Origin of the sequence: Rhizobium acidisoli (genome assembly GCF_002531755.2) — a bacterium.
Classification (GTDB): domain Bacteria; phylum Pseudomonadota; class Alphaproteobacteria; order Rhizobiales; family Rhizobiaceae; genus Rhizobium; species Rhizobium acidisoli.
This window is the reverse complement of the sequence record NZ_CP034998.1, coordinates 2222104-2243394: the sequence shown is the minus strand read 5'-3', so window position 1 is coordinate 2243394 and position 21291 is coordinate 2222104. Positions and strand designations below refer to the sequence as shown.

18 protein-coding genes are annotated in these 21291 nt (G+C 56.0%); 3 read left to right on the top strand and 15 right to left on the bottom strand.

Going from position 1 to position 21291, the window contains the following annotated elements:
- The first annotated feature begins 155 nt into the window (after positions 1 to 155).
- Positions 156 to 1607, top strand: coding sequence for a pentapeptide repeat-containing protein (locus tag CO657_RS11110; RefSeq protein ID WP_054185675.1), 1452 nt, complete (start codon positions 156 to 158; stop codon positions 1605 to 1607).
- Between the two features lie 731 nt (positions 1608 to 2338).
- Here the strand turns inward: CO657_RS11110 and CO657_RS11105 are convergent.
- From CO657_RS11105 to CO657_RS11040, 14 genes are all read right to left on the bottom strand, one after another.
- Positions 2339 to 2977: a hypothetical protein gene (locus CO657_RS11105; RefSeq protein ID WP_054185676.1), complete on the bottom strand. Its 639-nt coding sequence runs from the start codon at positions 2975 to 2977 to the stop codon at positions 2339 to 2341.
- Positions 2978 to 3074: 97 nt separating this feature from the next.
- Positions 3075 to 3566, bottom strand: a complete 492-nt coding sequence (locus CO657_RS11100; protein ID WP_245293044.1) for a hypothetical protein — start codon at positions 3564 to 3566, stop codon at positions 3075 to 3077.
- 94 nt (positions 3567 to 3660) lie between these two features.
- On the bottom strand, positions 3661 to 4842 hold the full coding sequence (locus CO657_RS11095; protein ID WP_054185677.1) for a hypothetical protein: 1182 nt from the start codon (positions 4840 to 4842) through the stop codon (positions 3661 to 3663).
- A gap of 205 nt (positions 4843 to 5047) precedes the next feature.
- Positions 5048 to 5866: a hypothetical protein gene (locus CO657_RS11090; protein WP_054185678.1), complete on the bottom strand. Its 819-nt coding sequence runs from the start codon at positions 5864 to 5866 to the stop codon at positions 5048 to 5050.
- Between the two features lie 251 nt (positions 5867 to 6117).
- Entirely contained in the window at positions 6118 to 7080 is a 963-nt protein-coding gene (locus CO657_RS11085; protein ID WP_054185679.1) for a DUF3616 domain-containing protein, read from the bottom strand.
- A gap of 198 nt (positions 7081 to 7278) precedes the next feature.
- Positions 7279 to 8073, bottom strand: a complete 795-nt coding sequence (gene istB, locus CO657_RS11080; protein ID WP_054186382.1) for an IS21-like element helper ATPase IstB — start codon at positions 8071 to 8073, stop codon at positions 7279 to 7281.
- Positions 8063 to 9580: an IS21 family transposase gene (gene istA / locus CO657_RS11075; RefSeq protein WP_128715576.1), complete on the bottom strand. Its 1518-nt coding sequence runs from the start codon at positions 9578 to 9580 to the stop codon at positions 8063 to 8065. Before istA ends, istB begins: the two co-directional genes overlap by 11 nt.
- A gap of 55 nt (positions 9581 to 9635) precedes the next feature.
- Positions 9636 to 10379, bottom strand: a complete 744-nt coding sequence (locus CO657_RS11070) for a murein L,D-transpeptidase catalytic domain family protein (RefSeq protein ID WP_054186310.1) — start codon at positions 10377 to 10379, stop codon at positions 9636 to 9638.
- A gap of 69 nt (positions 10380 to 10448) precedes the next feature.
- The gene (locus CO657_RS11065; protein ID WP_063856479.1) at positions 10449 to 11384 is read right to left on the bottom strand and encodes a chitosanase; all 936 of its coding nucleotides are present in this window, start codon (positions 11382 to 11384) and stop codon (positions 10449 to 10451) included.
- Between the two features lie 38 nt (positions 11385 to 11422).
- Positions 11423 to 13330, bottom strand: a complete 1908-nt coding sequence (locus tag CO657_RS37105; RefSeq protein ID WP_097609996.1) for a caspase family protein — start codon at positions 13328 to 13330, stop codon at positions 11423 to 11425.
- 4 nt (positions 13331 to 13334) lie between these two features.
- Positions 13335 to 15254, bottom strand: coding sequence for a C1 family peptidase (locus CO657_RS11055; RefSeq protein ID WP_164918673.1), 1920 nt, complete (start codon positions 15252 to 15254; stop codon positions 13335 to 13337).
- Positions 15255 to 15571: 317 nt separating this feature from the next.
- Positions 15572 to 15907, bottom strand: coding sequence for a hypothetical protein (locus tag CO657_RS11050; RefSeq protein WP_128715541.1), 336 nt, complete (start codon positions 15905 to 15907; stop codon positions 15572 to 15574).
- A gap of 73 nt (positions 15908 to 15980) precedes the next feature.
- Positions 15981 to 16220 carry a hypothetical protein gene (locus tag CO657_RS11045; protein ID WP_054186307.1) on the bottom strand — a complete coding sequence of 80 codons (240 nt, stop codon included), beginning with the start codon at positions 16218 to 16220 and terminating at the stop codon, positions 15981 to 15983.
- A gap of 93 nt (positions 16221 to 16313) precedes the next feature.
- Entirely contained in the window at positions 16314 to 17240 is a 927-nt protein-coding gene (locus CO657_RS11040) for a DNA-methyltransferase (RefSeq protein ID WP_054186306.1), read from the bottom strand.
- A 252-nt stretch (positions 17241 to 17492) separates the two neighbouring features.
- Here CO657_RS11040 and CO657_RS11035 point away from each other — a divergent pair, with 252 nt between their 5' ends.
- Positions 17493 to 18236 (top strand): hypothetical protein, encoded by a 744-nt coding sequence (locus CO657_RS11035; protein ID WP_128715540.1) that lies wholly within the window; start codon positions 17493 to 17495, stop codon positions 18234 to 18236.
- Positions 18237 to 18990: 754 nt separating this feature from the next.
- On the opposite strand, the gene CO657_RS38375 is transcribed toward CO657_RS11035, so the two are convergent.
- On the bottom strand, positions 18991 to 19284 hold the full coding sequence (locus CO657_RS38375; RefSeq protein WP_245487150.1) for a WCX domain-containing protein: 294 nt from the start codon (positions 19282 to 19284) through the stop codon (positions 18991 to 18993).
- A 56-nt stretch (positions 19285 to 19340) separates the two neighbouring features.
- Between CO657_RS38375 and CO657_RS11020 the strand changes: the two genes are divergently transcribed.
- A complete protein-coding gene (locus tag CO657_RS11020; RefSeq protein ID WP_128715534.1) occupies positions 19341 to 20540 on the top strand; it encodes an IS256 family transposase in 1200 nt (399 codons plus the stop codon).
- The last annotated feature ends 751 nt before the right edge of the window (positions 20541 to 21291 follow it).

The window sequence follows — 21291 nt, the reverse complement described above, 5'->3', positions numbered from 1 at the left end:
ATGTTCCGATCCCACGTTGTCCTCGCCGCCTTAATCTGTGATCGGCTTTCCTTGGATGAGCAAAACGAGGCACCAACTGGTTTCGGCTTCGTTTCACCTTATTGCAAACTTTTTTCTTCAACTATAGTTTGTGGAGGCAGCAGGCGGGGCGTCGTATGTCGAAAGTCGTTCGGTTCGTGTCATCGGCAATTCCTATCGGCTTAGCGCTAATAGCCATAGTCATAGCATTCACGCTCAGCGCTCGGATCACGGCCGTTAAGGTAACTGACGATCCACAAGATCCTGTCACAGAGATCGAAACGCCATGCCATGGGAAGTTCAACAACGTGGCGTTAACGCAAGCGCAGCTCGATCAGGTGATTGCCGACCACGCAGTGTGGTTGGGAAAAGCGGCCTTGGCCAGAATACAACTTACCGCCAAAGTGGGTCCCCCCTATGATCCGGTCGCCGCCCATAACACAGAGGAAAATTTCGCCCGTGAAGGCTATGCCAGCCCGATGCCGCCTTCGATAACCGGCGAAAGTTTCGAATACACTCAGGATGGAAGAGCTGACCTTTGCGGAGCAAGGATCACGGGCCTTTCTTTCAAGGCCGCAGACCTGAGATACGCTCGAATGATGGGCGCACGTATAGTCTCTTCAGAGATAGTTGGCGTGGACCTTCAGTGGTCGAACCTTGAAATGGCCGGGATGTGGCAGCTAAGGCAAACCGGCTCGACGCCGGGTGGCAGTTTCTACGGAGCCAACCTAAGGGGAATACAGATCTACGAAAGCGACTTCCGGAATTGGGACTTCTCAGAAGCGATAATGCGGTTTGGCAATTTGGACAACGATGACTTCTCAAATACTTCATTCGACAGTGCTGACTTGAGCGGTGCAACAATGCGTAACGTCGATCTTGATGGCGCGGCGTTTCCTAAGGCCAAATTGGCGAAGCTTAATCTAAATATCCGATCTGGGCATTTGCCACAGGTAGAATCGCTGCGGGATGCAAAGGATCTGACGTCAATCTCAAGCTACGGAGGCTCCGAGGCGACATTGGCGGACCTAAGAAACAAGCTCGACGCGGCGAAGCTCAATGTCCCGGCTGCGGAAATCAATTACGCATTGAATAACGAGAGGAACGCGTATGAGTCGGCCGCGCGTGATGATCGTGCCTATGCCATGCAAGGCTCGGTAAACTGGCTCCTCTTTGGTGTTCCCTACGCCTACGGTTTAAGACCCGAACGACTCGCGCTATCAGGCGGGCTAGTAGCTGGAATCTTTTCGTTGTTCTACGCTTTCTGCATCTCCCGATCGCCGCATAGTCGGCACGCTATCTGGGTGTTTAGACCAAGGCCGCCAGAGCTGATAAATAAAGATCTTGCCAAGCGGCCAGTGAAGCTGACGAGCCAGAACTGCAACCCCCTCCTCCTCGGTGCTTGGTTCAGCATTCTTTCGGCCTTTAGGATTGGCTGGGGCCAGATCAGCGTCGGTGAGTGGATCGCTCGCTTACTACCTGTAAATTACGAGTTTCAAGCAACGGGTTGGCCGCGAACAGTGGCTGGTATCCAGTCACTCGTCAGCGTCTATTTGCTAGCTCTTGTCATTTCCAAATACCTTGTATGAGCAAATGCTCTGAACTTCGACGAGCCGACTATGCTAGGGAGGATGGCGGAAACGCCGCTCAACCGAAGGTAACTGATGGTGCGGCCCACACATTGCCTACGCGACATGGTCGAGAATTCAGGATAGGTATCATCTCGAAAACCTATAACGAGGCCGAAGAATGTCTCAGAAAATTTGGCGTGGGTACGGAACACCGGTTATCACGTAGAAGCCATATCCGACAAGAAGCCTCCCGTGAATGCTGGGATGCCTTTGCATAGGGCTATTTCCCCTTCAGCAGGTCGTCTCCGGTAATGTCGCCTGTAGGGCGACAATCTGGGTGAGATCCGTCTCATCTTGGTTGTCGCGCTGCAGTCGCCCAAGCGGGCTTCCCATGCCTGGAAGACCTTGCACTTCTCGTGCAGCCGATCGCCGCCCCCCCGCATAGTTTTCCTCGATACTCGCAATGAGGTGGATTTAGAATACTTCCCTTGTGTACGCCGTGACGTTCTTGCCTACCTCAAACCTGATTCGCCGCCAATGTACTGGCCGTCGATCCGGATGGCCCCAGAGCTTCATCTTCGCCCGGCGCTTGCCAATCGCCTCTCTGATCTTGGCCAGCAGCCGCAGAAAGGATCGTAGGCCTCGTCCTCGACAAACCCCCAAACAGCCGACGGATCAACATTGCGCGATTGCCTTCCGGCAGGAAGTGCTGGCGAACTCGGCCTTGGGGCAAGGAGAAACCACTTACGTCAGTGCTCGGGTTCAGCAGCACTTGAGGGCACGCTACGGAACGAGACCATAGCGAGGTAAATGACGCCCGTAGCCAGGCCCAGAAGGAGCAGAAACAAGATACCGTCGGTGACGTAAAGCACATATTCATGAACGCCAAAGATGGGTGTGTGATCAGCGTTCATACGTTGGCTAATGGCAAAACACGGCGGGGATACGCAACCGTGTTGATGGGCAATCGTCCTGCTGACCCAGAAGTCGTTGCTTAGAGGAACTGGAGCGTTCCAGTCGTAGATTTCGCTCGTTGCATATCTCGAACCGAATATCGCTAGGGCAGCGATGATGAAAGCACAGAAAGTCACTGCCGTAGCCAACGAGACCAAAGGGCTTCTTGCGTCCATTTCCTCGAAGTTTGTATTGGGCGGAATTAACAACACGTCGCGCCGTGTTCTTGCCTGGCCGACGTAAAGTCCAAGAGCCCAAACCAGTACGGCAGCGGTCAACAGCGTGATAACCAGTCCCCAGTATCCGCGGGAAATCAGAACTCCTTGCGCGGGTGGAGCTACGGGCAGCGCGTTTTGTACAAACAGTGCCCAAGTGATCGCCAACGGTATGAACGCAGTTCCTACCCAGGTCCAAACTCTAGCAAGTGCAAGCATCGTCCAATTCTCCGAAGTGGTGTTTGGGTACGCCGGACGGCAGGCCCGGTTCTTGGTTGAGCAAGGCCCCCAAGGCTGCCTGTTCTAAGTATTACGATCACTGACACAGTTTACGGGCTTCATTTTCCAGACCATCGCCAAGCGTCTGGGAAATCTGTCCGGCAAGCGCATCCACGATCGGACCAAAGGTGCCACTCGCACTTAACACACTTACGCTTTTGTGAGCGATGTTGCAGGTAGAGAGGTCTATCTTAGCATCAACGGCGACACGCGCAGAGACGTCTCCCTTAAACGCGGCGTTGTCGCTCGTACGGCACGTCAGAGAGCCTGTCGCATTGGCAGTGGCCTGATTTCCCTTCACATGAATGTCGATGTTTTCGATCGTGACGTTTTTGAAATTGTCGACACCGACGGAGGCTCCAATCAACTTCACCTTGAGCGCCGAGCAAGGCTTAGCTCGCTCAATTGCGTTCTCGAGAGCGTTTCCTGCAATCGCGGCGCTCGGAACGCCAAAGATATAGGCCAGGAAAAGCAGTGAGGGTGCGTAGATAGAGAAGAGTCGAAAGCGGAATGCTAAAGTGATAGGCATCGTCAGTCCCCATTGTTCGAAACTCGAGTTCCCTGGACCGTTGAGCGCACGCGCTCGTGGAAGGACCCATAGATTACCGCTGGATCGCCGCCGGCTACTGCAATTCCGCGGTAATTTCATATCGAAATTTACTGCCTTCATTCCCGTCGTCCGGACACTTGAATGAGTGCTCTGTGATCGTGTCGTCGTAGACCCATCCCCACGGGAATTGAGATGATTTCCGGAAACCGGAAAACACGCAAGCCACGTTCGATATGATCGATGTGGTCTTCGTTATGGCGACAGTGGCTTCGCAGACTTCGTCCTTCTTGTCCGTAAACGGCAAGCCCTCGCCATTCGCGTAAACGATATAGTCGCAGCCGCTTGCGCTCTGATTTGCCACCTTGTAAGCGGCAGGATCTGAACCGCCTGTGGATGAGCTGGCGGCAGTAACCGCGTCGGCGGGAAGCGCGTTGTCGTCTTCAATCACCAACGCCGTGTTGTTGCGCTCGAGAATTTCGCGAGCGGTCAAACGTTTCTGCAAAAAATCGCCGTTCGCCGTCACTTCAAAGCTCTGCATCCCTTGCTCAGAAAGTAAGAACAGGCGGTTCCCAATCTGGCTTGGTTCTGCCTGAGGGTTCTCCACCTTAGCTCCAAGAGGAGAGAACCGGCCAAAGTAATGAAGAACGCCACTCGAATAACCATAGATGGCGTATCCGGGGAAATCGGTGCCGTAAATCGAGCCAATTAGAAACGGCCCTTCGACGGACAGAGTGACTGGGTAGTCGGTTCCGATAGGCCACGTGCCAATACCCTCCCGCGCGATGGTCTGAAGCAGGGCGTAAGATGGCCAGATGTTCGTCCAGCCCGTCTCCTTCAAGATTAAATCCACCGAGTTCAGCGGGTCTGTGTCGGTGCAGTCCTTTTCACTGACGGGAGCGATTTTGACCAAGAGATCAGTTTCCTCGCCATCCTCATCAAGGTCGGCCACGTCCTTCGAAAGGATGCAGAAATCAGCATAGGCGAGTTCTTCCTCAACAATCTGCCTGATCAGGAACGGCCTGAAGGTTTTTGCCAGCAAGACCCGCTTGGCCACGAACGCAGACATACGAGGTATCGTCTTTGTGAACAGCTCTGTGCCATTTAGGACAAAGGAAACAATCGCAGTCACAAGCGCGAGCAGACCAATTCCCTGGATTATCTTCCGGGCGATGTACCGGATGGCTTTGCGATAATCAGGCTGAGGCACTATTCGTAGGATCAAGTTCTCGATTTTTTTTATGTCGGCCTCGTCCACGTTTTCCTCCGACGGGTTCGTTGAAGTTTGTCATCGTTCCGAGCGCGGCGTTCTTCAGCCAAATCAAGGTGCCGGACCGATAGAGCCAAAACCCAAAGACTTGAAATCCTGTGCCGATGGCGATTTTCAATCTTGTGACGGCGTAACGATCCAAAATCTGGTTTGGACCATTGAATGACGTGGGCTGCAGATGCCGCGCCTTCCCCTATAGTCCGACCATTTTGATGTCCTTGACTATCTTGTCGCCATATTGATCGACGAAGTCTTTGAGCTTCTGGCGAATAGCTTCAACTGAGAAGCCGGATCGCCAGCTCTTTGGATCCTTGACAATTTTATCTTTCCAAAAGTCAAAGTCATGGTCGATCGAAGCTTGGTCGTTGGACGTGCTCATGTCGACAACCAAAACCAGCTTGTCGGGCTTTCCGCGCGAGTCAGCGGGCGACCAGCCGATTAGAAAGGGACCTTCCCCATCAAATGCCATGTTTTGCTTCACTGCGTATGCCATCGCTGTCGATGCCGCACCCAACACGTAATGCTGCAATACCCAGTCACAGTCGTCGGCTTTTGCGAGCTTCGCCTCCGGGTCATCCAAAGGCCAAATGGTGATCATCTGATCTGAAACCGGGTAGGGGGAAAGTTCCGATCGATCGAAGTGAGCAAGAAACGACCTGCAAACCATCATTAGCTTTGCAGAGTTTGCCGAGGTCTGTTTGGATTTTAGCGCTACGATGCCGTACGCACCGACCCCGTCAGGAGGGATGTCGATTTCCCTGACGTACTCTCTAACGGGATGCAGAATTCCCGTATCCTGTCCCGCCTTCTCGACAGTACTGCCTGTATCATGCGCACTCTTCTCGACGGTTTTGCCTGTATCCTGCATACCCTTTTCGATTGCTTTACCCGCATCCTGTACACTCTTCTCTATGGCTTTCCCCACGTCGCAGAAAATGTCGGACCAGGTACACGCGCCAGCGGCCGACGACCAGCTGTCAAAAACAATTAGAACGACAAGAATACGTCTCATGGCTGCCTCCGTCCGGGATCACCGGTTCTGGCGGATATCCAGCTCCTCAGCACCGAGATAACGGAGCTTATCACCGTGAAAACCACCACGGAGGCGACGATAAGCATCGCAGTCCCGCCATCAGTATTCGGTCGAACCCACCACACGAGAAGTATTCCGACAAGTGTGCCCACACCGCCGCCCACTGTCACTCCTTTGAGCATCGCACTCCCCTTACATCTCCCGCCGAACTGTTGCCCCGGCAATTGGAACTAACCCTGCAGTCTCTTGAGCCAATCCGCGGAATACACGCCGCCCTGCAAACGCGTGTCGCCGGGACTGTCATAAAACACCAAGAGGCCACGCTCGCCACCGACGTCGCACCAACACAGTCCTTCCGGCTTTTCGATTGCCGTGCCCCACGAGTAGACTTTCCTGGGAACCGATCCTGGCTCAGGCGACCAACGGTAAAGCGCGAACGGTCCCTGCGCCTCGCCGACAGGACCAGCGGTAATCAAAATGTTGGCTCCGTCCCAGGTCAACTCCCGAACGCCCAGGCCTTGAAGATTCAGGAAGAATGGCCGTACTGCTTGAATCCTAAAGGCGCTGTCTATCGTCAATTCAGCTACAACCGCAAACCCGCCGATCACTGGCCCACGCAAGCCGATGAAGACACGGCCGTCGACAACAGCTAGTCCCTCGATATCGATTCCGTTTTCCTTGGTCGGTAGCTCACGAAATGGCGAGAAGAAAAGATTGGCTTCGAGTACGGTGCGGAGCGACCCGTCGCCCGTAAAGGGCACACTCTGTGCTGTGACTGGTCGACCTGTGGATTGATCGATCGTCACTCTCGCAAGCAGTCGTCGGCTCATTCGCTCGCGGATTTCCGAATTTAGAATCTCATTGGCTTCCGGTTTGCGACGTGCCTTGCAATGTGCTCCACAAAGCCAGAGGGAAGACGCGTCTGCATCGATGGATTCCAGATCCAGTTCGTCACCCGATGATCCTGGAATCCCTTGGATAAGCTGGTCCAATGCAAATCGCTCCGAAAGTCTGTAGCCATCGACTTCTCGCGTCAGGCGCTCGAGCGTTCGGCCCTCGTCGGACACCGTCCAAAGCAGCGATCCCGTTGCTACGCAGCCAGAGAGATTTCGGACTAACGGTTGTTCGCTCGTTCCGAAGTCCAGTGAAACCTGCCCTGCCAGAAAGAATTCGCTCATCGTACCAGTGTCCATGCTTCCCTCCAAAGTGAACGTAATTCGACGGTGAGTTGGGTTTGAGTTGTCGTTTCAGGGCGTCTTCCAATGCATCAGCAATGAACCTTGCTTGAGCTGGTCGATGACCTTCCGTGCTACCAGGTGTGTTGGTTTCCACGCGGAACTGAGCCGGTTTTTCCACCGAGAAGTGAGCCACCTCTGAGTATGGTTTTCTGATCAGGGTTTGGTCAAGGGATTGGTTTTTTCTCCTTTCCTCTGTGCTGCGGCAGCCGAGCTGGCTTTGAATCGGAAGCTGTCGTTGCCGGTTTCCAGGATATGACAACGATGGGTCAGGCGGTCGAGCAGAGCGGTCGTCATCTTGGCGTCCCCAAAGACGGTGGCCCACTCGCTGAAGCTGAGGTTGGTGGTAATGATGACGCTGGTGCGTTCATAAAGCTTGCTCAGCAGATGGAAGAGCAGCGCTCCGCCTGAGGCACTGAACGGAAGGTATCCGAGTTCATCGAGGATCAGCAGATCGAGGCGAACCAGCGTCTCAGCGATCTGGCCCGCCTTGCCTTTGGCCTTCTCCTGCTCGAGCGCATTGACCAATTCTATGGTCGAGAAGAAGCGAACTTTTCGGCGATGATGCTCAATCGCCTGGACTGCGAGGGCGGTCGCGACATGTGTTTTTCCTGTGCCCGGTCCGCCGACAAGCACAATATTATGCGCTCCGTCCATGAACTCGCATCGGTGCAACTGGCGCACCGTCGCTTCGTTGATCTCGCTGGCGGCGAAGTCGAACCCGGAGATGTCCTTGTAGGCTGGGAAGCGAGCAGCCTTCATGTGATAGGCGATGGAACGGACCTCGCGCTCGGCCATCTCGGCCTTCAGCAACTGGGACAGGATCGGCACGGCCGCATCGAAAGCCGGGGCTCCTTGCTCGATCAGGTCAGTGACAGCCTGGGCCATGCCATACATCTTCAGGCTACGCAGCATGATGACGACTGCGGCGCTGGCAGGATCATGACGCATGGCGACCTCCGATCCGGACGCGCAGACCATCGTAGCGCTCGACATTGGCCTTGGGTTCGTGAAGCAAGGTCAACGCGTGTGGCGTATCGATATCGGGGCCATCGGTCGTCTTGCCGTCGATCAGCCGATGCAGCAGGTTCAGCACATGCGTCTTCGTCGCTACGCCCGCATCCAGAGCCAGTTCCACAGCCCTGACGACGACCTGTTCGTCGTGATGAAGAACGAGAGCAAGGATATCGACCATCTCACGATCACCGCCAGGGCGGCGAAGCATCTGGTCCTGCAGCCGTCGAAAGGCCAACGGCAATTCCAGGAAGGGCGCACCATTGCGCAGGGCACCAGGTTTGCGTTGGATGACCGCAAGGTAATGCCGCCAGTCGTAAATCGTTCGCGGCGGTTTGTCGTGACTCCTCTCAATAACCCGCGCATGCTCGCATAGGATATTGCCCTCGGCCGCAACGACCAGCCGCTCCGGATAAATCCGCAGGCTGACGGGCCGGTTAGCAAACGACGCGGGCACGCTGTAGCGGTTCCGCTCGAAGGTAATCAGGCAAGTCGGCGAGACGCGCTTGCTCTGTTCGACAAAGCCATCGAAAGCGGCAGGTAATGCCATCAGAGCAGCCTGCTCGGCGACCCAGATGTCCGCAATCGTGCCGGGCAAAGTGCCGTGCTGGGTCTCGCGCCACAGGTCTTGGCAATGCTGTTCCAGCCATGCGTTCAACGCCAATAAATCCGGGAAGTCCGGCATCTGTTGCCACAGCCGCGGTCGGGCATCCTGGACGTTTTTCTCGACCTGACCCTTCTCCCAACCCGCGGCGGGATTGCAGAACTCAGGCGCAAAGACGTAGTGGTTCGTCATTGCCAGGAAACGGATATTGACCTGTCGCTCCTTGCCGCGGCCAACACGGTCGACTGCAGTCTTCATGTTATCGTAGATGCCGCGACTAGGCACACCGCCGAACACGCGGAAGCCGTGCCAATGAGCGTCAAAGAGCATCTCGTGGGTTTGCAGCAGGTAGGCCCTGATCAGAAAAGCTCGGCTGTGCGATAGCTTGATGTGGGCGACCTGAAGCTTCGTGCGTTCGCCGCCGATCACGGCATAGTCCTCACTCCAATCAAATTGGAATGCCTCGCCAGCGCGGAAAGACAGCGGAACGAATATGCCGCGGCCCGATATCTGCTGCTCAATCCGCCACTCACGGGCGAAGGCGGCGACCCGGCCGTAGGACCCGGTAAAGCCCAGAGCCATCAGATCGGCATGAAGTTGCTTCAGCGTTCGGCGCTGCTTGCGTGACCTCCCGGCCTCGGTCTTCAGCCAGCCAGCGAGTTTGTCGGCGAACGGATCAAGCTTGCTTGGTCGTTCCGGTACCGTGAACTTCGGCTCGATCGTGCCGGCGCTCAAATACTTCGCGATCGTATTGCGCGACAATCCGGTTCGTCGGCTGATCTCGCGGATCGACTGCTTCTCCCGAAGCGCCATCCGACGGATGATATTTAAAAGTCCCATGTGGATCACTCCGTTGCCCCCGTCGCTCACCGCGTTGGGGGAAGGTTCACATGGCTCAATTCTCAATGGAAATTATGCGCCTAACCGGCTCAGTTCTGCGTGGAAACCAACACAGGTGATCCAATGCAGGGCAGCCTTCGCTTCTGCCAATCCGCCCGTATCGCTGGGAAAATCGCGGCGAAACGTAGTCTGCTCCATGTACAACGATGGCACGCGAGCGGGCTCTTGAATTTGTCTCTTCCAGGCCGTCGAGCTTCAACGAGTAGCCGTTTTCTCCCTGATAGGTCTCCGCGCATCGATAGATGCCCAGTGCCGTTGCCTTCGATCCCTCAACATTGGAAAAGACGTCGGCAATTCCATCATCGCTAGGCCCTTCCGACCCGCGCCCGTGGGCACAGAGGTATGAGCTGGTCTCTTTTGCGATCACGTCGAAAACAAACATGCGGGGCTTGCTCGAGTGAAGGTCGAAATTTGCTATCGCCCAATAACGCGGGTGGCTTTCCTGATAACGCTCGTTTCGAAGGGCAATCAATCTTTCCATTGGAAGCTCGAGTTCGGCATCTTCCGCCAAGGTCATGAGTATCGGTTCATCGACGCCACGTTCTGCCGGTCCGCCTTTCGCGAAAAAGGCGGCATCGGGCAAGGATTTCATACGACCAGCCGCGAAAGCTGCGCCCGGTTCACTGTTGCGAAGCAGCTCTTGAACGACTGAATTCGTCGCTTCCAGCGTTGCTTCGAGCTGGGTCAGAACCTGATGCATGAGACTGGCATCGTTCGTTGTCTGCAATGCCCTGGCCATTGTCTGTCCTCCGCAATTTCCTGATTGACGAGGTCCGCGAAGCGCCTTGAGCGCCTCGCGGATTTGACCTCATTCTGCTGCGTCTCCATAGTCCACACCGCCGCTGACGACGTGGAGCATATCCCCTGTCGGAGGGGCTTCCCTGTCGGTGGGACGTCCGTAAACCGGGGTGCCATTTGCCTTGAATGGCACGGCAGATAGATCCCAATTTCCGTTATCTATCTCGCGCAGCAAGTCTCTCGTCCGATAGGCGCTGGCCCGGACAGGAGGATTGCTGTGGCTCGAGAGCCAGCTATGACGGGCCTGGACATACTCCGATATCCAAGTTTTCTCGTTGCCGCCCTGTGACGGTGGACGCTCTGTGAAGCGCTCGCGCAGAAAGCCGAGAATGCTGCCGCTATGAATGAATGAATCGTAGATCACGAGCACGGAGAGCGGATAATGGAATCCGTTTTCGACTGCCCAGCGCAGCGCAGGTTGGAAATAACGCCGATCGAAGAAGACGTCCTGGCATTCGCGCATGACAGGGTCTTCGTTGCCGGCGGATTTCAAGAGGTTCTTGAACGTCTGATCGTCGTCCAGAGGTGTTCTTCCGATCTTTTCGACATATGGCCGTAGCTGCTCGGAATACCGGCCGCCAGCACCGGCGTACATGGCCACGAGTTCGCGGAGATTGCCATACTCGGTCGTCTGCGAACGGCCATATGTGACTTGGCGGATACGGTTCGGACCGTCGTTGTAGAGGCTGATCGAGCCGTACTTTCCGCTTATGGTGCCGGTTTCGAAGACATTGATCACCTGCTCGCAAATCCGACGCTGTTGATCAGTCAAAAGGGCGTCGCCAGTAGCGCGCGGTGCATGCTCAACGTCCAGACCAACCATGCCCTCGGGGCCCGACTTGGTGGCGGGACCGCCCCTGAGTTCGTCGACCGCGGATTGGAGTGACAGAGCGACATTCAAGATCGATTGAAGCAGTTGAACGGTTTGGTTGGCATCAGTCTTCATGACATCCTCCTATCTTTTGGTTGCTGCGAAATCCTCGCTCAGATCGCGAATGGAGTCTGGGCGTCGAACACTGGGTTCTTCGGGCCGATGGACCAATGATTTGGGGACTGCGTTTCGGGCATTTTGCTGAGAATCGCCCCGTGGAAAGCTGCGTAGTTCCGGCTGAAGCGGCCGTTGTCCCACACGTTGATGAGAGCAGCTGTAAACGCACCGTTTCCTAGACCGTCCAAGGACGTTTGATTGTCCTGGCATCCCGAGATGAGCCTCACGCTGCAGGAGATCGGGGTATCCATTGCTCTGAGGACGGTTTGCGCCTCAACACTCGACAGCGAACTGCCGAGCTTGTTGTAGAGGTCGCGATTCTGCCTGAATGTCCGGGCGGCGATGTTCGAAGGCATCGCTCGAGCCAGCGGATTTGCCACAACGGCAACCTGAGGCGAATCCGGGTTTACTGCTCTAATGACGCTCCCGCTGTGGCAACTATCGGATATGACGAGAACGCGGACTCCAGGCTTGAATTTGGACCACATCATGTACTGTTCGTCGTCTATGAGTTGCCGATCAAAAAGGCACCATGTTTCATCGACCCCGTCTTCCTCGTCGCCATTGAAGTCCGGGACTTGCCCACCGTGGCCGGAGTAACTGATGAAGAAAATGTCGCCAGCGGAAAGGTCCTGGGCGGCTTTTTCGATCTCCCCGGCGACGTTGTCTCTGGTAGCGTTAGCGGTCAGAAGCAATTTGGCTTCATATCCCAGGCCGCCAGCGATCTCGTACATGTCTTGGGCGTCAAATTCACAGGCGTTCAACTCGCCAGACCACCCGGCGTAGTGCCCGGGATCAACGGCATTGAGGCCAATATGCAGCGATCGACCAGCAGGCCCGTCCTTAGGCTTCGCGCTCCGGGAAGCCGCCTGCGACGGTTGGACCGTTGCGCGATAACTGGTCGTCTCGGCGGATACCGCTGCCCGGGCTTTGTTCGCCCTCGTCTCGACAGCTTTCGGCTTCGGCGAAAGCTCCTCGATTTTGTCCGAGAACTTCTTCGCCACTTTCCGGTAGCCGTCATTGGTTGGGTGTAGTTCGTCGTACCACTCGTCTTCGTGAACTGTATTTCGGCAATCAATGTAGTGAAGCCGCGCCGAGGTCTGCTGGAGAAGGGCCAGCCTCTCGTTGAAGCGATCCACCATTACTCGCGCAATTGCTTTTTGAAGTGCCGGATCGGTAATTTTTCTCTCGGCCATCGGTTTGCCAAGCCACGGGCCGTTGGCCGGAACCGTGTAGTCGTAGCCATGGCAAATGATTTGAAGGTTGGGGAATTTCTGAGCAACCTGTCTGACCAGCTTTGAATATATCCCTATTGCCTCGTCGAGCACGAGGTTGAAGGAAGGGCGGAGATGGGCTGCCGGCGACTTTGCAGGGTCGAAATCGAACAAGTGAGCGGCGAGATTTCCGCCAGCCACGACGTCATTTCCCCCGCCGCTGAACAAGAATATCGACGCGCCGGTATTGGCGATCGCTTCCATATATTCGGCTTCGCGGAACATGTTGGATAGCGTGTCACCTGCGGCATCAAGACTGAAGACAGCATAGCGCTGCATTAGATCGTCGATAACGTCCGATAGCTTGAATGGATACTGGAACCAACTATCCCCTTCGGAAACGAGGATCGGTCCGCGATAGCTTCCCTCGCCAACCCGTGCATTGAAGGCGACGTGTCTACGAAGCCGCGCAATGAAATTCGCACTATTCAACAGAGCCGCGCTCCGCTCGGTGCCTTCCGCCGTTGGCGGGATACTTACCGTCTGAGGATTCAGAGCCAGGACCGGGCTGAATGGGCCTGATCGCTTTTCATCGACTTCGAAGTAGCGGGTGAGCTCCTCATCCGACACCGATGTATCTGCCAGCCGCTTATTGAGTTCTTCAAGTGAGATCTTACCATTCGAAGGCATCTTCCTACTCCTCTGGCTTTAAGCCTAATTTGACTGGAGAAATGCGCTCTAGAATTCCTGGGAGGAGGTTGCTCTGTGAGTAGAGATCGTTTTGCGATAGAAACTGCCCGTAGGGCGCGTCGACCGAAATCTCGTTGATACAGAGTCCCGGAAATTCACTCATTCTGACGCTTTGGATGCCGGAGCGGCCCATACTCTTCCCCACGAAATTCGGACGATCCTCGGGCCCGGTAGAGCAAAACGCATTCTCGATAAGCTGGAGAATCGACTTCGAGTACATGCCAACGGACAGGCGGGCTTCCGTCTCGCGGTTCGGGACGTGTAAGGTCGCCTTAGCGTTGGTTCCAACGCTCCTCAAAAGCTTACTCAACCTGTCCGCTGTGATTGTCGGAGCTATCAGATCGACCGTGCGGATCATCTGAGTAAGTCGCAAGAAATCCTCGTGCCGATCTCTTTCCAACATATCTATGAGGTCGCAGAGCAGCATCGCTCCAGCGCCGTCAGACAAAATGTGCACCGAGAATCCTTCCAGCCGCAGCAAATTCGTCACTGCCCAGCTTAGGGGCCCATCCACGGTCGTCGACTGAGCACTCGCGCGCTCGACGTCGCGCCAGAAAGCTCTTCCTACCCCGCGAATGTGGGACTCGATTAGCGTGTCCAGTCCACTACTACGGGTGTCGACTTGCTTGGTCGCCTCCAAAGCTAGCTGCGATAAGACCGAGGAGGTCTTCTCAACGAAATCATTGCACCAAGCGACAGTGAGGGGGTACAAATTCTTTCGCTTGAACGCCTCCTTCTCGCGGTTGATCTCTCTGGCAATGTCATCGAGACCCAGCAGGCTTCCGCACAGCTTCAAAACTACACCCCGGTATTTGGCTACACGGAGACTGCGCTCGGCTGAAGACTTAGACGTTTTTGTTCGCCGCCCAAGAACCGCAAGATACCGACAGGTCTCCGCAATGGTCCGGTCGTCATAGGGGTAACGGGACCGCGAGACAGGCGAGCCGTCATCCAGATGTATGAGATGGCCGCGAACCTGAAAGGCTGGTGTACTGGCCGCGGCGGTCGGCTTTCTTGCTATGTATATTCCTTGTTCGCCGATGGTATAGGGGAAGGCGGCAGGGGTCGATACGCCTAGCCGGAGAACCCAGCCATCGAAGATGTTGTCCGCCCAATCGTCATATCGCCAATGGGCAACGCCAGGGCAGCCCAGGAAGCCCCCCCATCGTTTTCCCCATGAATTCAGGACCAAGAACCCTTTGCTATCATATCCGACAATCACAAAGGCATGGGCACTGGACTGGGGATAATTGGGGTTTATGTGTCCGTCGCGGCGGGCAACCAGGTGTTTGCTCCAACCTTCGTGAATTCCTGCCGATACTAATATTGGCCCCACGTCGTTCAGCGCGGCATGGTAGTCGTTGAGGCTGGGGCGGAGACGATAGTACGCCCCCAGCGAAATCTTCCGCGCGTCCTTCGCTCGCTTAATCGTGAGACGGGGTGGTCTTGTATCACGGGATTTGTACCGCCAAAGTTCCTCGGAACAAACGCCGTTGTGGTAGAAGCCTTTGATCACGTCGCGGAGGCAGACGCCGTCTGTCTGTCGTTCGTAATTTTGCTGGATTGCCATTTGATAAAGCATTCGCGCGCTAACCTGAGGCGCGATCAGGGAAGGTCTTGCTGTCTGAATCCGTTGCAGGTCGATAAGGGTCGCGGCCGCTTGAGCCGCGCAGGTTCCTTCTTCCCCCTGATCGCGCGGCAACCAATTCAATGGGTCGCCCATCTTCAGTGCCCGGACAAGGGTCGCGTCCACAGGTAGCTCAGAGGGAAGTGGGCGTAGCGACGGAAGATAAACTTGATCGCGCAGGTCGGGAGCGTCTTTCACGACGCTCGGCAAAGCCGAAACTTGCTCAACTACGCCCATAGTCGCGCCCCCCAGCAACGCAGGCGACCCAAGTGCTTTGGAATACAACCCCGGCCGACCTAGTATTAGGTCGGACAACAGCCATAACATCACCGTGGCAGGTGCCACTGCGAAGTTTAGCTTAGAATAAATGAAACTGAATGCTGCTTGGTATTACACCGGTAGTCTTTTGACTACGCCCGCGTTGCATCTGTGCAATAATACACCGCATCGTAGAGGTGGCAAGAGTTATTTAGATAAAACTAAAGGATTGCCAGAGAGCTGGAAAATCGCATTGCTTTTAACAATTGCGCTCCTTCCTCGCTTCCGTGCGCTCTTTACGCCGCGTTTAGTGGCTTCCTCATTTCGAGCCGCTTCGTCCTGCCGACCGCATACTCAACCAGAACCGGATAGCCAGATTTCTTTGGCGGAGACCAAACGACCCCGATCGGCATCCAGGTGAACATGCTCTTGGGCAGCTCATCGTAGTGGATGTTGGTCTCCGTGGCGTTCTCAAGCACCGCTTTCACTCTTTCGCCTGTGACCTCGGAGTTGAGTTCAACCGAGAAGTCATCGCCGAGCTTGTAGCCATCCAGCGGGAAGATGCGATATCGGTATCTATGCACGACTGCCTGCTTGTCGATGTACGAGGTTCTCACGAGATACGGCTCCAACGCGTGCTCATCGCCGTTCTCGTGCCAGCGCCCGATGATCTCGCTTCGGGTGGCGTCCCCATTAGGTTTCGCCTCACGCACAGCGAATAAGGAGACCGTAGTCGTTGATCAGCGCAGTCATCGCGTGATGCTTGTCAGCAAGCTTACCGTCGATACTCAATGCCAAGCCGCCAGCAGCCTGCAGTGAGATAATGACGTCTTCACCAGGCAGCAAGAGGTGACCGACGTAGCGGATGGAAACCGAATTGCCATCGTCCTTAGCCCGCGCTTGATCGAATGCGGTTGCAAAATTAGCTTGATCGATGCCGTCCATTTAAAAGCTCCCCGGTACTGAGAAAAATGTTCGCCCGGATTTTTATGGGCAGCAAGGGGGCCGGGAGACTGTCGACTGTCTTTGTGGCCAGCGCTACTCGCCGGAGATAGAGACAGTTGATGGATCGATGGCTGCAAGCGTCGTGTTCGAAACGCTCACTGTAAACAAATCCTCCATCCTTGGTGCCAACGCCACGACGTCTGAGACAGGCCTCCGAGCTTGCGCTTTCGGTCCGCCGAGACGTTCGCGAATGATGTCGACATATTCAGGAACTCGCTCGACGAGCACTGATTTTCGATCGAGGCGATTGCAAACAGCTCCGACGGTGCCTGCCCCCGCGAACGGATCGAGAACTTTCTGGCCGGGTTTCGTCAAGCTTTTGACCAGACGCTCCACCAGTTCTTCAGGAAACTGACACGGATGGCTGGTTTTCTCTGGATGTCGATTTTTCACATTGGAGATATCCCAGACGTCACCCGGGTTTTTGCCCAACGGGTTTCCACTAAGCTGACCCATCTTCGGACCCTTGTAGTGCCGTTTGTTCGGATACTTTTGCGGTACCCGAATGCTGTCGAGGTCGAAGTGATACTCGTCGGACTTCGTAGCCCATACGATGGTCTCGTGACGGCCCGACAGGCGTCTTCTGCAGTGCATACCGTGCCCGAAGGTCCAGACCACTCGGCTCCTGATTTTCATACCAAGGGCGCGGAAAATGGGAATGACAACGCTGTCGAGAGGAACGATTTCGCCGTTGTCGACCCAATTTCCTACCTGCCAACAGATCGAGCCATCTGGCCCTAGAAGCCTTACGCACTCATTGATGACGCCCGTTTGGAAATCAACGTACGCGTCAAGCGCGGCACGTTTTTCGTACGCTTTGCCGATGTTGTACGGAGGGCTGGTCACCACAAGGTCTACCGACCCAGTAGGGAGTTGAGGAAGGACTTCGGCGCAGTCGCCAGTATGGAGCGCGCAGAGACCGATAGCCTCCGCGTTCCCGCGAGCAGGTTGATAGAACATGGATGGTTGATTTCGTTAGGCCAGGACGCTGTCCCAGCGGGTTGATGCATCCATGGTCATCTGGATTTTCGCGTTGCTCAAGGTCCTAATCAGAAAATAATCCGGCGACCTAATGTGGGTATCGTCATCCTTCCCACAGCGACTGTCGCACCACGGGAGCATGAGGGCCCGAGGTGAACGCTGCCGAGAACCAAAACAGTTTCGCTTGCAGCCTCTCCTGATCCGGTCAACCATCGATACAGCACATCAATCTTGATCGAAGGTTCCCTCATGCCCCGACGCGTTCTCGAAGCTAGCCTGACCCACATGTCGCCGCTCCATATCGGGGTCTTGCATCGACAAGACGGCTTCCGCAGCGGGGTAGGCATCATGCCATACGGTCAGGGGTTTCTATTCCAAGCTGCTCGGGTCCGCATGTCGCATCTCGATGGCCGCGAGATTTTGTGGGATGCACCCGGTCTTTGGAACCGTGCGGTCTCGGAAGGGTATAGCCACCTCTGGCTACACGCCGACGGCCCTGAGCATGAGGCACCGATCTTCGACCGGACCAAAGTACTCGATGCGTTCGAGCGTCCGCCGTTTGATCGGAAGATAGACGACAGCGGGCGGGCAGGCGTTGGCTTCGAGCGTCTTCACAATGACAGGAAGAAATTCAGGGCAACGCCCAAGAACTTCGAACGCGAGATCGAAAACGACCTCACCAAGCTCCGGCAGCATGTGGACAACGAAGTGTTCGACGTCGAGCTCTACTACCTGTTGGAGCGCACTTACAATTTGGTTTGCGGCGCGGAGTGGGCCAAGGAAAACGGGAACAGCAGGTGGGCAGCATGCGACTTTGCTTTGAGATCGCTCGCGGACTGTCTCCTTGCGTTGTTCGAAAAAGTTGCCGACGCAGAAGGCGTCCCGTTGAGTATTGAAGAGATGATTTGCGGGTTGCGGGGAAGGGTGCTTCGAAACCTGAGGATGACGAAAGAATGGCGAGCGCTAGCGGCCTGAGGCAGGCGGCTGCCGCAGTGGACAATCATTACTTCAGCAACCGCATGCGCGACGAGAAGCCGGGCGCTCAGCCGATCACGCTACCCACGACACGATGTTTCAACCGCCAGGGAAGAAAATGAAGCAACCTACAAAGAAAGAAGTAGATCGCAATTCGACGGCAGTCTCGGCGGACACTGCCGCTCACCGGCTACTGCGAATAGCGCATTCTCACGGTGGAAGTTTTTTGAAAATGACGCTCGCTGATGCTAGGGAAATCGCGGACTTGGTACTAAAGCCGGAATAGTCAGGCATACGCCCAGCCTGCTGACTACCGAGCGAATAGCTGCTTCCGAGGCATCGGCCGAGCGGGTTGGAAGCAGATTAACGTCGCGATGATTCTCTGCTCTTCTGCAAAGCTGCGACGACCAGTGGCGCGGCAGCCAGCACAATCCGACCGAGTGGCACGCGGCGAAAACGCGGCTCGCGACCGCGCTGCCCGCTATGCCTGCCAGCACTTTCCCCCAAGGGAAGGCACCCGGCTTCTCGTCGTTCTCCGAATTTGGTGTGCGCTTAGGCATGACTTAATCTCCGAATACAGGCGAGCCTCGTCCATCGTGGTGCTCTAATGCGTCATCGGGCGGACCACATTCGGTATCAACTGTCCGTCCTAAGCCATGCTACGCTCATGCGGCGCGCGATCCCCCTCAAGGCAGCGCGCTGAAATCGGGCCTTCGATAGCGATCAACCATCGAGCGCAGCTCTTCCGGCGCAATCACCTCCACTTGTCACCCCATTGGTAGAGGTGCCAGGTCATTTCGAGCCAGCCAGCTGCGTGAAATCGCACGATCAGGCTGCCATCATCTCTACTCTCTAGGACTTGCGATGGGTGGAACCGAAACTCCGCGGCGCGTGATGCTGCCTCTGGAGCGAACCGCCAAATGTTCTTGATCCGAGGAGAAGAGGATCGTGTCCCGGCAAGTGGTGTAGCTGACGGGAGGTAGCAAAGCCGAGTGCCCGCGCGCTTCTCGCTGCGCTGTAGCGGGTGATCGGCTTTGCGGGCGGCCATCAGTGTTTTCCGCTAGGGTCGGGTTGTTCAAGACCAACCTGACGGAAAGACCACCGATGACCAATGACATGATGAACGTGCGCTCCCTCGTTGAGAAGAGCGCGGATGCAGATTTATTGCGTGAGATGATTGGCTTTGCCGCCGAGCGGCTGATGGAGTTGGAAGTCGGCTCGGCCACGGGTGCTGACTTCGGTGAGAAGAACCCGATGCGGCTCGCTCAACGCAATGGCTACCGTGACCGCGATTGGGAGACGCGCGCCGGAACCGTCGAGCTTCGCATTCCGAAGCTGCGCAAGGGCAGCTACTTCCCGAGCTTTCTCGAACCGCGTCGGATGGCGGAAAAGGCCCTGACGGCGGTTATCCAGGAAGCGTATATTCAAGGGATATCAACACGCTCTGTCGACGACTTGGTCAAGGCCATGGGCATGTCTGGCATCTCCAAAAGCCAGGTGAGCCGTCTATGCGAAGAGATCGACGTCAAGGTCAAAGCGTTCCTCGACAGGCCAATTGAAGGCGAGTGGCCGTATGTATGGGTGGATGCGACCTACCTCAAAGTCCGGCGCGGCGGCCGCATCGTTTCCGTTGCTGTTATCATCGCCGTCGGCGTCAACAGCGATGGTCGACGCGAGGTCCTGGGAATGGAAGTCGGCACGTCGGAAGCCGAGCCGATCTGGACGGAATTCCTGCGCAGGCTGACACGTCGAGGATTACGTGGTGTGAAGCTTGTTGTCTCCGATGCGCATGAAGGGCTCAAGGCCGCCGTCACCAAGGTTCTCAACGCCACCTGGCAACGGTGCCGGGTTCACTTCATGAGGAACGTACTGGCGCATGCTGGAAAGAGTGGCAGGCGGGTCGTCTCGGCCTTCATCGCCACCGCCTTTGCCCAGGAGACGCCGGAGGCCGCCAGCGCTCAATGGCGCAGCGTCGCTGATCAGATCAGACCGAAAGTGCCGAAGCTCGCCACCATCCTGGACGACGCTGAAGAGGACGTGCTCGCCTACATGACCTTCCCGAAAGAGCACCGGGCGAAGCTTCACTCAACGAATCCAATCGAACGTCTCAACGGCGAAATCAAGCGACGAACGGAGGTCGTCGGCATCTTTCCCAACGACGAAGCCATCGTCCGTCTCGTCGGTGCACTGCTGCTCGAACAGAATGATGAATGGGCCGTCCAGCGCGCCAGGTACATGACGCTTGAGACCATGGCACAAATGAGCGATGATCCCCAAATCAGTCTGCCCGCTGTGGCACGCTGAAATCCCCTCCGACCCAACGTCGGAAAGCACGGCAATCAGCCGTCAGCTACACCACTCCCATGGACACGATCGAGAAGAGAGGAAGCGGCAGCGTCGCACCGCGCGGATAGTTGCGTGAAGCGTTATCAGCGAGTGCCAGACTAATCCTAAGTAACGGCTCAGTGGGACAGGTCGTTGTAGGCGGGTAGGGCTGGCGATATGAAGTGGACGATAGCGCCATACCTGGCGGTCGCCGGAATTATGCATGGGTCATGCGATCGGGTAGCAGACCGCGTTTTCGACGAAGACAAATCACTTCCTGAGGGCCGCTCGTCGAGGACCGGCGGGCGGCGAATAATGGTCTTTGCTGGGCGGCTTTTCGAGCGGCGAGAAACGCAATTGAGTCGCCGATTCGAGCAATTTGAGGTCAGATGACGCTTCCGACCTGACGCGATGGGAGCCCGTCGCATCAACAAGGGAAGAAAATATTTTTGATAATGATGCGAGACCATGTCGCGATTCTAACGCTTGAGACGGGGTTTCTAAAAGATCAATCCGCCATTTGTTTCCCGTCCGTTCAATCCAGTGGGTGCGCTGTCACACGAAATGGACACCCGATCGAAACACGATACCTAGAACTGACGTCCAGAGATCGCCGACACCACGCGATCATGCGCTGCAGTCTCACGGACAAATCCCCGACGCGCGAATTTCCAATCCGTTCGGAATATTCCAAGGTTCCGAGCTGCCACCTATTGTACCTCACATCGCG